Here is a 12,914-nt window from a genome sequence, read left to right on the forward strand (position 1 = left end):
TCATACTTCTTATATATTTTTTAGTATTATTTTAATAGCACAGATTTTACTTGAACCACCCTGTCATTTTCGACCAAGCATTATTTATCTCTCTCTTCACTCTATCTTTCATCATATACTTTGGAGCAACTGTCATAGTAACTCCTGTTATTTCAAAAAACAATTTTTCTAAAAATACCATGTCATTTAAATTACACACTTCTAACTCATTTTGCTTTTCTATCATGAACCAGTTATAACCTCGACCTACTAAAAAACTTATCTTTTTTCTATCATTCTTCCCATCTTTACTAGAAAAAGTAGTACATCTTCCTAAACTTTCACGTTCTTTTAACGATACTGTAAATGCTTCTGCAAATTCCTTTGTTACTTCCTCTTTTTCTATTAAAAATTTCTTTAGGTTTCCAATTGAAAATTTAGAAGACATTTCATTCAATTGATCATATGTTGCTACTTGGATGCGCGCCTTCATATGTATAGACTCCGCTTCTGTTTCGTCTAACCAATTTCCCATAATATTAATATATTCATTCAATCCTTCTGTTACCGTAAAAGTATATGTACTTTTTGAGGATGAAATTCTTTTTCCTTCAAGAATCATAAATTCGGCTTTCTCTAATGAAATATAATGGTATACATCTATATCCTGTTCCTCACTTTGTACTTCCAGTTTAACAACCACATCATTGAATTTACAAATCTCTAAAAAATACATTGTATCTGGTTCAATAGTGAGCTTACCTTCTGTTTCTTTCAATACTCCATCTTCTATAAGAGTTGTTTTCACTTCTTCCCACTCTTGATCTATTTGCTCTACTGTATAGCCTTTATATGGATTTTCAAATCCTCTAACTTCTTCCATTCCTATCATTCGAAATAGAAAAAAAGCTTCTCTGCTATCTAAATGTAATTCCAAATTCATAAGATTAGCTCCCCATTCTATTTTCTCTAACCTTTAATCAACTATAAGAGGAATGCAATTATATAATCAAGGTTCAACAAACCCTCTTTAAAAGGCTCTATGTGTTTTCCCTCCACTTTCTATATGCTTCCGTAAATAATAATATCTATGAAGTTCCATAATGAAATGAAACAAAATAAGCGAAAGCATTGAGTATACACACATTAATACAATTGCCACCATCTGTTGTGTTGCAAAACCAAGACTGATGTTAGCAATAAGTTGCCCTAATCCTACAAAAGCAACTGCTCCTATGCCCCCCATTCCTTTCGATGATTTTGACTTTTTTCTTGGTTCCTGAAGTTTTTTAATATGATTTTTATAATAATGATACAAAGCAAAACTATATAAACCAAATGAAAAAATAAAATAAATTGGCGTTTGTAATTCTAACATTTCATATGCAAATTTTTGAGCTATAACCAATAATCCTACTGAACATACGATACCAAATACTCCTCGAAATAGAGTGTATTGTAATTGCCGTTTCCGAGGATTGATAATAATCCATATCGCCCATAGGTTCAAAAAGATAATCGGAGGAGCCACTATATATACATACAATAATCGAAAAGGATTCGCAAAAGCAGGCGCAAGAACAAATATGTCTGCTATCCCAATAACAAGAGTAATAATGGTCGATCTTATATCCTGTGCAGCATAAACAGCCATATAGTATTCAAAAGCTTTCTTATTAAAATCTATATTTTTTTGCATGTTAATTAAACCACCCCGCTACTGTTGACCAAGCTTTTTTCGCACCCGTTTTCACCATATCCTTAACATTATCATCTTCACCATCACCATCTAAATCAACATCCCATTTCACACCTTCTGTGAAATACGTTAGCCCTACTGATATACCAAACCCCGCGGCAGCAACTACCAGAGCTGGTGCTGCTGCTGGAAGGGCTGCAACAGTCAGAACCGCTGCTCCCACAGTTGTTGCTCCTCCTACAACAACATTACCAATAATATCACCTGCGATTTTATCACTTGAGGCATTACTTTTGATATTCTCACTTGTATCCGTATATGCGTCTATAGCTACACTAGCCCATCCAAGCTTATCTTTTAAAGCCATTTTAGCTGCGCTTCCTTTTTTTATCATGGCTTCTATTTCTTTTATCTTAGTGGAAGCAGTTCCATTTTCTATTTTTTTTTCGACATCATTTATATAATAAATCTTGTGCTCTCTATGACGTCCATTAATTTTTTTATTGTCTTTTACAGAATCGTAACTCTCTCTTATAAGGATTCGTTTATTTTTTCTGTCAAAGTCATGTTTTACCTCATAACCATTCTTTACTTTATAAGCTACCTTCCCTACTGCACCTGCACCTATAACTGTTCCAACTGTATTCCCCGTCCCATCAAATGGTGCATTCCAATTGAAGCCAGTTATACCTAGAAATGAACCTTCTTTATCCTTCTTAACGAAATCTTGTTTCGTAGTATCTACAAAATTTGCTAACGATTCAATTTTTCCGTTCGTTTCCTGCAATCGCTTTTGATAAAATGCATATGTTTCAATAATATGTCCACGACTTTTTGATTCCCACGGAATATTATGAAGCTCCCTTTGTAATCTCTGATCTAATTCTTTAAGTTGTTCTATTATACTCAATAAATCTTCTTGTAATGAGGTTAAATATTCCTCTCTCACTAAAATTTTACCCATTTCTCCCACCCACATTCTCATTTATTCCACTTACATAGATAAAGTTGTCATAAGATATATACTTTCTACAAGCTCGATATCATTTACACTGAATACTTCTACTCTCTTTTGATTTTGCATAACTAACCAATTATTAGATATCCCCGTAATAAATTGAATACTTTGACTTTCCCAACTGTTTAACCCCTTTGAAGAAACTGTATATTCCCCTAAATATGTATAATTCTGCAACGAAGAAATAAATTCTCTAGCAAATTCTTTTGATACTTTTTCATTTTCTAGTAAATACTTTTGTAGGTCTTCTTCTGTAAAATTACGGAACTCTTTCATAATTCGATCATATGTCACTATATTCATAGATTCTTTTTTGTCAGTACTTGTTTCTTTCGAAGCCTCCAATTGATTTCCAATAATATTAATATACTCTTGTAAATTAGAGATTACGGTTATTCTATATATCGAAGAGCCCTGTTCTTGTTTAATCTCAATAACTTGGTAAGACGAAATAAAGTAATACGCTTGAACTTCTTCTTCAGCACTGTATAAATGAAATCGTACTATTGTATTACTTAATTTACAGGATTGAAATAACGAAAATACCGTTGGTTCAATTATGATTTCATTGTTATCTTCAACAATAATATTATCTTCTATAAGCTTACATTTTATATCTTCCCACGCTTCATTGAATTCTTCTGAAGAATAGCCTTCGTACAAATTATTAAAAAGAGTTATCTCTTGAAAACCAATCATTTTAAATAAGAAAAAAGCTTCATGACTATCTAATTCTAATGTTACATACCCCAACTGCATGTCATCCTTTCACCATCATACCTTCAAGTAAAGTACAATTATTTTGAAATTTATTCATCTTTACAAATTAATGTAATTCATCAGTAAATGCTATTTAAATTCACTCTAATTTTATTACAAAACAACTCTTTTTTTCTATAATATTCAGAATAAAAATTGACGGATTTCTCAAAATAAACTTTCGGATATTTCCTCACTTCAATAACCTCTTAAACAATTTCTCTCTTAATAAAATCGGAATGTTCATTCAAATAAAAATATTTTTGTTCTAAATCCGATAAAAATTCATGTTGCCTACTCGTTTTTATTCCTTTTAAACGAGTTGAACGACCTAGAGAGGATACATCTTGAATTTTCAGCCATGTTTTATAATTTATACCGATACCTGAACCACGACCTTCTTTTATCCACTTTTCAATTTCAGGTGTTCTTTTTCTTTTAGACATAAAAACACCCCTTTAGATAATCATATCTAAAGGGGTGAAGCATCACAACTTCTTTTAAAACGTCGCGACTTTATTCAAAACATCGCATCTTTTTTATAAACATCGCGACTTTATTTCAAATCCACACTATATTTATTAACCTACCAATCTCCTACTCAACCGTAACAGACTTAGCTAAGTTACGTGGCTTATCAACGTCACACTCGCGGTGAAGTGCTGCGTAGTATGAGATAAGTTGTAATGGAATAACTGCTACTAGCGGTGCTAGCGCTTCGTGTACAGCTGGTAATACGAAGCTGTCACCTTCCATTTCTAAGCCTTTCATTGAGATGATACATGGGTTAGCTCCGCGTGCTACTACTTCTTTCACGTTACCACGAATTCCAAGGTTTACGTGCTCTTGTGTAGCAAGTGCGATAACTGGTGTACCATTTTCAATTAAAGCGATTGTACCGTGTTTTAACTCTCCTCCAGCAAATCCTTCTGCTTGGATGTAAGAGATTTCTTTTAGCTTTAACGCGCCTTCTAAACCTACGTAGAAGTCTACGCTACGTCCGATGAAGAAACAATTACGCGTTGTTGCTAAAAATTGTTTTGCTAATGCGTCCATTTCCTCTTTTTGATCACAAAGTTCTATCATTGCATTTGCTACAAGTCCTAATTCGTGTGTTAAATCGAAATCAAGAACTTCACCTTTCGCTCTAGCAATGTCCGCAGCTAAAATTGAAAGTACTGCAAGTTGTGCTGTATAAGCTTTCGTTGATGCAACTGCAATTTCTGGTCCCGCGTATAACGGAAGTGTATAATCAGCTTCACGAGAAAGCGTAGAACCAGGTACGTTTGTAATCGTTAATGCTTTATGCCCCATTTCATTTGTCTGTACAAGTACTGCACGGCTATCAGCTGTTTCACCACTTTGTGAAATGTAAATGAAGAATGGTCTTTCTGTTAATAATGGCATGTTATAAGAGAATTCACTTGCTACATGCACTTCAACTGGCATTTTTGCAAACTTCTCGATAAATTGTTTTCCAACAAGACCTGCATGATAACTTGTTCCACATGCAATGATGTAAATACGATCGCTATCTAAAATTGCATTGCGAATGTCTTGATCTAATTCAATCTCGCCATTTTCATCTTGGTACTTTTGAATTATATTACGGATTACAAGTGGTTGTTCATCGATTTCTTTAAGCATGAAATGAGGATATGTTCCCTTTTCAATATCACTTGCATCTAATTCCGCTGTAAACGGTGCACGTTCAATCGTTTCACCTTGTAAGTTTTTAATTGTAATACTTTCTTTCGTTACAATTACGATTTCTTTATCCATTAATTCAATAAATTGATCTGTAACTTGTAACATCGCCATAGCGTCGCTCGCCACAACATTAAAGTTGTCACCAACACCTACTAATAGCGGGCTTTTGTTTTTAGCAACATAAATCATGTTTGGATTTTCAGCATCAAGTAATCCGATTGCATAAGAGCCATGTAAAAGAGATAGCGTATTACGGAACGCTTCTTCTACACTTAGTCCTGTGCTCACTTGTTGTTCCATAAGCTGCACGATAACCTCTGTATCAGTTTCACTTACGAACGTTACATCTTGTAAATATTCCTTTTTCACTAACTCATAGTTTTCAATTACACCGTTATGAACTAGTGTAAAGCGTTTTGATGTACTTTGATGCGGATGCGCGTTTACTTTGCTTGGAACACCATGTGTAGCCCAGCGCGTGTGACCGATTCCCACGCTTGCTGCTACGTTCTCATCTACGATTTCGCGAAGTTTTGCAATACGACCTTTTTCTTTGTATACAACAACACCGTTCTTTGCTTGTACTGCAATACCTGCTGAATCATATCCACGATATTCTAGCTTTTCTAAACCTTTTAATAAAATTTCCTTTGCATCTTGTTCTCCAATAAATCCTACGATTCCACACATGTTTAGTCGCCGTTACAAATGCTTACACTGCTCTGCGAACATGTAACGACATAGTCCGATACCATTTTTATTTATACTAAAAAACGGATTACATATTGCTAGCCCTGTAAGCTTGTAACGGCTTTCACCTTCCTCTCGATTGGGTTTAAGTCCGTATATACTTATACAGCTAGTTTTCATCCGTTCCTTTTCTCTCATCACACTTTCACCTTTGTCCACTAAGTCACCTTAATGATTTAAGTAAAAGATTGCGGTTGTGATGAACAACCGGGAGTCATCCGCCGAAATCTCGATAAACCCCACCTCGTCAACTACACTACTTGTAGTTCTGGCGCTTCTATAAATTACAATATTTCCTTTGAGAAAAAGAACAAGACCATCTTATAACAAACATGGATAAACCGTCAATGAAATTTTTTTCATTGTCTATAAAACATATGAAAAAGGAGCACTTCTTGTGCTCCTTTTTCAATAAATTCATCAAATTATTCAGCGCCAACTTCCGCTTTCACAACTTCTACAATGCGATGCACATATGCGTCACAAACTTCTTGTGTTGGTGCTTCTGCCATTACACGAATAAGTGGCTCTGTTCCAGATGGACGAACAAGAATGCGGCCATCACCATTCATTTCTTCCTCTACAATACGAATAATTTCTTTAATTTTTTCGTTTTCTAATGCTAGCTTTTTATCTGTTACACGAACGTTTACTAGTAATTGCGGGAATTTTGTCATTTCTCCTGCAAGCTCAGATAATGGTTTTTTCGTCATTTTCATGATGTTTACAAGTTGAAGTGCACTTAACATTCCATCACCAGTTGTAATGTAATCAAGTAAGATAATGTGACCTGATTGTTCTCCTCCCAGGTTATATCCACCACGCTTCATTTCTTCCATTACGTAGCGATCACCAACTGCTGTTTTATCACTTGTAATACCGTTAGCTTCAAGCGCTTTATAGAAACCTAAGTTACTCATAACTGTTGAAACAACTGTATTGTGCTTTAGTTGACCAGTTTCTTTCATGTACTTTGCACAAATAAACATAATTTGATCGCCATCAACGATGTTTCCTTTTTCATCTACAGCGATTAAACGGTCACCATCACCATCAAAAGCAAGACCGATATCAGCACCTTTTTCTTTTACTAATTTAGCTAATACTTCTGGATGTGTAGAGCCTACTCCATCATTAATGTTCATACCGTTTGGTGAAGTACCCATTGTTGAAATATCAGCTTCTAAATCCGCAAATAAATATGGAGCTAAAGAAGACGTAGCACCATGCGCACAATCTAAGGCGATATGTAAACCAGAGAAATCTTCCTCTACAGTTTGTTTAATGTATTGTAAATATTTTTGTCCACCTTCAAAATAATCACTCACTTGTCCAAGATTAGTACCTGTTGGACGTGGCAACTCATCAACTTCTTTGTCTAATAAAGCTTCGATTTCTGCTTCCTGCTCATCCGTTAATTTAAAACCGTCTGAACCAAAGAATTTAATTCCGTTATCCTGTACTGGATTATGAGATGCAGAAATCATAACACCTGCTTGTGCATCTAACGCTTTTGTTAAATAAGCAACACCTGGTGTAGAAATAACACCAAGACGCATTACTTCTGCTCCAGTTGATAATAGACCTGCTACTAAAGCTCCTTCTAGCATATGTCCTGATATACGTGTATCACGGCCGATAATTACTTTTGGACGATCTGTATCTTTTGTTAATACATAACCACCGAAACGTCCAATTTTGAACGCTAATTCAGGCGTTAACTCCTGGTTCGCTACCCCGCGTACTCCATCTGTACCAAAATATTTACCCATTATGATTCGCTCCTTTGTCTGGCTCTTTTTGATTATCTACCGTTGGCTCTTGACTAGTTTCTTTTTCTTTATTTTGTTCCTTTTCCTGTTCCTTTTCCTGTTCCTTTTCCTGTTCCGGATCAGGTTTAGGTTCAGATTCAGGATTTTTTGGTTTTTCAGTTTGATTATCTTGGTTATTATTTGAATCTGGTTTTTCACCGTTACCCTGTACTTCTTTATCTGGATTTTCTTTCTTCACAATTGTGACTTTAGCACTTTTTTGTTTTGGCTCTATTGAAATATTACCAGGACCGCTCACTTGAATAGAAACATCCTTCGTCCCCGGAGATACATTTTGCAGATTAATCGCTGCTGTTATTTGAGCTGCTGTTATTTTATCTACTATACTTGTTTCTCCTGAAATATCAACGCTTATCTTCCCATCTTGCGGCGAAAGTAGCTGGGCCGTAACATCTTTAGAAAGTCCATTTTTTTGAATTGATATACCATCAATCGTTCTTGTTTTCGTTTGTTTTGTTTTTTGCACACCTACTGAAACCTTCACTTGATTCGGTTTTGCACTTGTTACACCCTTTGGTAATAAAACAGAGGTATCGAATGTTGTAGACTCTGTCAATTGACTAAGATCTACTTCGACCCCCTCTATCGATTGTATATTATCCAATATATCTTTTGGACCTGCTATCGTTATTTCTCTCGGCTCAACACTAATATTTGTAACGGCCAATCCTTCTGGTAAACTCCCCTTTTTCGTATACGTTACAGGAACAGTTTTTTCAGTATTATTGGCCGTTGCTTGCGTCGTCACATTCAACGTTACATTAATTTTAGATGGACTTGTTCTTACATTTAAACGTTTTCCTTCTTTATTGTATAATGTAACTTCGGCTGTTTTCGTAACAGTTTTATTAACACCTTTTAAATCAATATACGCTTTAGCAGATGAAATACTTTCAATTTCTTCTTTCGTCCCAACTACCTCAACAGTATCAGGTTTAATGTTTGATTTTTCGAGGGTAGAACCCGCTGGCATCTGATCCTCATTTGATAATTTTAAGTCTACATGAACATATTTTCTCGCTTTTTCATGAAGAGTAATTTTAATTGTCGATGGCTGAACTGTTCCTTTCACATCATCTGGAAGCCCGTTCGTTTTCAAAGAAACTTCATAAGTTCCTGTTTCGCTATCTCTCAAATCAACTGGTATATCAAATTGTTTTTTTGCTATTGCTGTAGCAACTGCTGCTTTTGGGCCCTCTAACTTTACCTTAACGCCCTCTGCCGGAATACCACTTACAATATATTTCTCTTCATCATACTTAAGGTTAATATCATAATTAGTTAATGTTTCTTTCGCATCATTTGCAAAAGGTAGTATCCCTGATGTCGTATTTTTTTCAGTTAAAGTCGCTGACATAAAAAGCATACACGCCAATAGTAATGAGATTCCTTTTAAAAACCAATGATTCTCCATTAACTTATCCATGACGCTTTCTCCTCCAATTCCATAAAGACGAAGAAGTCGTTTTTTCGTTCGCACTAAACTCAGCTAACAACATATCTTTCAGTTGTTCTGTCTTCAAATCACGATGCAACTTACCATTTTTCGTTAAAGAAATTTGGCCTGTTTCTTCCGACACAACTACTGTAATACTATCCGTAACTTCACTAACTCCCATTGCAGCGCGATGCCTAGTTCCTAACTCCTTAGAGATAAATGGACTTTCCGATAACGGCAGATAACATGCTGCTGCTTTAATGGTACTTCCTTGCATAATTACTGCTCCGTCGTGAAGAGGTGTATTAGGAATGAAAATATTAATGAGTAATTCCGATGATACGTTTGCATTTAGCGGAATACCCGTTTCCACATAATCACCCATACCGGTCTCTTTTGACAAAGTAATTAATGCACCTATTCTACGTTTCCCCATATATTCCGTTGCTTTCGCTATCGCTGTTGCAACGATTTCAGGTTCATCATCCTCTTGAGTCCCAACACGAGAAAACAGGCTCCCGCGTCCTAGCTGCTCAAGCGCTCTTCGTAATTCTGGCTGGAAAATAATAATAACGGCCAAAAATCCCCACGTTAATACTTGTTCAGTTAGCCAATATAGCGTATGCAATTCAAGGAAAATACTGATCATCCGAACGACAATAATAACTGTAATCCCTTTTAAAAGTTGAACAGCTTTCGTCCCCCGGATTATGAGAATTAGCTTGTATATAATAAACCATACAACGGCAATATCTAATACCGTACTAAGATATTTCAAAATGGTCGTATCTTCAAAAGGCATGCTAACCCTTCCTCCTACTTACGAGCAATTCTATCCATATATTGAAATATTATTTTATGCTCTATCTGTATGTATTTCCAACAACTAGTTAATTATACCATACATGAAACAAACAACAATTACAAACAACCCCCTTTAGTCTAAATTGGTAAGATGTCAAACATTCTTATCGTACAGTATAATATAAATCATTATTATACTCCTATTTTCAAATAAAAAAAGCAACTTCTCAGTTGCTTTTCTTACATTTATTTTAGTTTTTCACCGAATAAAGAACCCATTAAAGCAACCGCTGTTGTTGCTGTTCTATTTCGCTCATCTAAAATCGTATTTACCTCAACAAACTCAGCAGATGTAACAATATCAGCTTCCGCTAACATTTCCATTGCTAAATGGCTTTCACGATAAGATAGGCCACCAATTACAGGCGTTCCAACTCCTGGTGCATCATGAGGATCAAGACCATCTAAATCTAATGATAAATGGACACCATCAGTATGAGATAAATACGCGATTGTTTCTTCCATAACAGCCGTCATACCCATACGATCGATCTCGTGCATTGAGAATACTTTAATACCTTCATTGCGGATGAAGTCTTTTTCTCCTTCATCTAATGCTCGTGCACCGATAATTACAACATTCTCTTTTTTCACCTTTGGATATGCCCCGTATAAATCTACAAGTGAAGGATGTCCATACCCTAAACTTGCTGCAAGTGACATACCGTGAATATTTCCAGATGGTGAAGTTTCTTCTGTATTTAAGTCGCCATGTGCATCATACCAAATAACACCTAAATTTTTATAATGTTTGGCAACACCAGCTAATGTACCGATAGCGATACTATGGTCACCACCTAATACAAGTGGAAAACGTCCTTCTTCTATAATATGATCCACCTTACTTGCTAATTCGTTACATACAGTTGCAACTTGTGTAAGGTTTCTTAAGCTTGTATTTACATCTACTTCTTTTTCTCTCTCTATACATATATCTCCCATATCTTTAACGTCATATCCAATTTCTTCAATTCTTTCAACTACGCCTGCATAACGGATTGCACTCGGCCCCATATCAACTCCACGACGCATCTGTCCTAAATCCATTGGAACTCCAATAACTGAGATTTCTTTTTTCATAGATAGTATCCCCCTTTTGTGCCTTCACTAAATATTTTAAATCTTTTATATAGTCTGACTCAACTCGACATTTTTTTGTATGGATATACAAATTATTCACTTATATCCGCTTTGAAACCCAAATGTTAAGACTATTCTATGTATAAAGTTAACTTAATGAAACAACTACCATCATTATTATTAGATAATAATAAAAAAACACTTCTACATTTAGGAGTGTTTTTCTGATGCTATTTTCCACACTGCAGCAATATTTTTTGCTGTCATTTCGATATTCTCTGCTGCTACTTTATATGCCTCTTCTAAAGTCATCGGACTCGCTGTAATACTAAATACTGCATCAATTCCTTTTTCATGAACAGCAGTGTAATTTGGAGACACAGATCCTCCAATAGCAATGACAGGAATGTGAAAATGCTTCGCACGCTCCGCAACACCTACAGGCGCCTTTCCGTATGCTGTTTGTTCATCTATTCTACCTTCACCAGTTATAATTAAATCTGCTCCATCTATATACTTATCAAATTTTGTATAATCTAATACAATTTCAATTCCTCTCCGCAAGTTTCCCTTTAATACCGCTATAACAGCTGCTCCCATACCTCCTGCAGCCCCTGCGCCAGGTATTTTAGATACGTCGCAAGATAAGTATTGTTTAAGGATGTGCGCATAATGCTTTAAATTCTCATCCAGCTCTTTCATCATCTCTGCATTCGCCCCCTTTTGCTGCCCAAATACAAGAGATGCTCCTCTTATTCCAACTAACGGATTATCTACATCACATGCTGCTTCTATCTTTATATGCATTAAGCGTGAGTCCATTCGCGAAAAATCAATAGCGACAATTGAATGTAACGTTCCTCCAGATGGATCTATTACTTCCCCTTTTCCATTTATAAACCTGACTCCTAAAGCTGACAACATACCTGCTCCTCCATCATTTGTAGCACTTCCTCCAAGTCCTAAAATAATGTGCTCAGCTCCTTCATCTAGCGCATGTAGTATAAGCTCTCCTGTTCCTTTCGTCGTTGTAACAAGTGGATTTCGCTTTTTAACCGGAACATGTTGTAACCCTGATGCTGCTGCCATTTCAATAAACGCTGTCTTTTTATCTTTAGACATACCATAAAAGGCTTGTACACGTTCTCTAAGCGGTCCTGTCACATGAAGTGATGTAATCCTCCCCCCTGTGGCATCAACAAGTGAATCAACCGTTCCTTCACCTCCATCTCCAATTGGTATTTTTACATACTCTGCTTTAGGGAAAATTGCTCCAAAACCTCTTTCAATAGCCTCACATACTTCTATAGCTTTTAAGCTTTCTTTATATGAATCAGATGCAATAACAACTTTCACAATTATCCCCATCCTTTATTTTCACGTTTTCTCCATTTTAAATGAAAAATATGAAAGTTGTCTTTTCAAACACAAAAAAAGCTTACATCATATGATGTAAGCTTTTTTTTAGATGGAGCCTAGCGGGATCGAACCGCTGACCTCCTGCGTGCAAGGCAGGCGCTCTCCCAGCTGAGCTAAGGCCCCTTAGTAATTAAGCGGAAGACGGGATTCGAACCCGCGACCCCAACCTTGGCAAGGTTGTATTCTACCACTGAACTACTTCCGCAAAAATGATGAGCCATGAAGGACTCGAACCTTCGACCCTCTGATTAAAAGTCAGATGCTCTACCAACTGAGCTAATGGCTCGTAAATGGCTGGGCTAGCTGGATTCGAACCAGCGCATGACGGAGTCAAAGTCCGTTGCCTTACCGCTTGGCTATAGCCCA

Annotated in this window: 11 protein-coding genes, 4 tRNA genes and 1 pseudogene; all 16 read right to left on the reverse strand. The window is 36.1% G+C overall.

Features of this window, described 5'->3' with window-relative positions; genetic code table 11:
- Nucleotides 1-46: 46 nt before the first annotated feature.
- On the reverse strand, nucleotides 47-922 hold the full coding sequence (locus ACQVV1_RS15555) for a hypothetical protein (protein ID WP_088313891.1): 876 nt from the start codon (nucleotides 920-922) through the stop codon (nucleotides 47-49).
- A gap of 87 nt (nucleotides 923-1,009) precedes the next feature.
- Nucleotides 1,010-1,678 carry a hypothetical protein gene (locus tag ACQVV1_RS15560; RefSeq protein ID WP_001171286.1) on the reverse strand — a complete coding sequence of 223 codons (669 nt, stop codon included), beginning with the start codon at nucleotides 1,676-1,678 and terminating at the stop codon, nucleotides 1,010-1,012.
- Nucleotide 1,679: 1 nt separating this feature from the next.
- Nucleotides 1,680-2,642: a hypothetical protein gene (locus tag ACQVV1_RS15565; RefSeq protein WP_309259605.1), complete on the reverse strand. Its 963-nt coding sequence runs from the start codon at nucleotides 2,640-2,642 to the stop codon at nucleotides 1,680-1,682.
- Nucleotides 2,643-2,672: 30 nt separating this feature from the next.
- A complete protein-coding gene (locus tag ACQVV1_RS15570; protein WP_088020132.1) occupies nucleotides 2,673-3,449 on the reverse strand; it encodes a hypothetical protein in 777 nt (258 codons plus the stop codon).
- Nucleotides 3,450-3,682: 233 nt separating this feature from the next.
- Nucleotides 3,683-3,901 (reverse strand): annotated as a pseudogene (locus tag ACQVV1_RS15575) (transposase); the annotation flags it as partial.
- Nucleotides 3,902-4,052: 151 nt separating this feature from the next.
- A complete protein-coding gene (gene glmS, locus ACQVV1_RS15580; protein ID WP_063223538.1) occupies nucleotides 4,053-5,855 on the reverse strand; it encodes a glutamine--fructose-6-phosphate transaminase (isomerizing) in 1,803 nt (600 codons plus the stop codon).
- Nucleotides 5,856-5,867: 12 nt separating this feature from the next.
- Nucleotides 5,868-6,053 carry a hypothetical protein gene (locus tag ACQVV1_RS15585; protein ID WP_033659100.1) on the reverse strand — a complete coding sequence of 62 codons (186 nt, stop codon included), beginning with the start codon at nucleotides 6,051-6,053 and terminating at the stop codon, nucleotides 5,868-5,870.
- 287 nt (nucleotides 6,054-6,340) lie between these two features.
- Nucleotides 6,341-7,687 (reverse strand): phosphoglucosamine mutase, encoded by a 1,347-nt coding sequence (gene glmM / locus ACQVV1_RS15590; protein WP_242256400.1) that lies wholly within the window; start codon nucleotides 7,685-7,687, stop codon nucleotides 6,341-6,343.
- Nucleotides 7,680-9,173: a CdaR family protein gene (locus tag ACQVV1_RS15595; RefSeq protein WP_242256402.1), complete on the reverse strand. Its 1,494-nt coding sequence runs from the start codon at nucleotides 9,171-9,173 to the stop codon at nucleotides 7,680-7,682. The genes glmM and ACQVV1_RS15595 overlap by 8 nt, the downstream gene beginning before the upstream one ends.
- Nucleotides 9,166-9,987 (reverse strand): diadenylate cyclase CdaA, encoded by an 822-nt coding sequence (gene cdaA / locus ACQVV1_RS15600; RefSeq protein WP_063223536.1) that lies wholly within the window; start codon nucleotides 9,985-9,987, stop codon nucleotides 9,166-9,168. The genes ACQVV1_RS15595 and cdaA overlap by 8 nt, the downstream gene beginning before the upstream one ends.
- Before the next feature lie 248 nt (nucleotides 9,988-10,235).
- Nucleotides 10,236-11,129 carry an arginase gene (gene rocF / locus ACQVV1_RS15605; RefSeq protein WP_242256404.1) on the reverse strand — a complete coding sequence of 298 codons (894 nt, stop codon included), beginning with the start codon at nucleotides 11,127-11,129 and terminating at the stop codon, nucleotides 10,236-10,238.
- A 210-nt stretch (nucleotides 11,130-11,339) separates the two neighbouring features.
- Complete coding sequence (locus ACQVV1_RS15610) at nucleotides 11,340-12,485, reverse strand: glycerate kinase (protein ID WP_242256406.1); 1,146 nt, start codon at nucleotides 12,483-12,485, stop codon at nucleotides 11,340-11,342.
- Nucleotides 12,486-12,598: 113 nt separating this feature from the next.
- Nucleotides 12,599-12,671 (reverse strand) — tRNA-Ala (locus tag ACQVV1_RS15615).
- Nucleotides 12,672-12,681: 10 nt separating this feature from the next.
- Nucleotides 12,682-12,753 (reverse strand) — tRNA-Gly (locus ACQVV1_RS15620).
- An 8-nt stretch (nucleotides 12,754-12,761) separates the two neighbouring features.
- Nucleotides 12,762-12,834, reverse strand: a tRNA-Lys gene (locus ACQVV1_RS15625).
- A 5-nt stretch (nucleotides 12,835-12,839) separates the two neighbouring features.
- Nucleotides 12,840-12,914 (reverse strand) — tRNA-Gln (locus ACQVV1_RS15630).

The sequence above is a fragment of the Bacillus basilensis genome (genome assembly GCF_050630465.1).
GTDB classification, from domain to species: Bacteria; Bacillota; Bacilli; order Bacillales; family Bacillaceae_G; genus Bacillus_A; species Bacillus_A basilensis.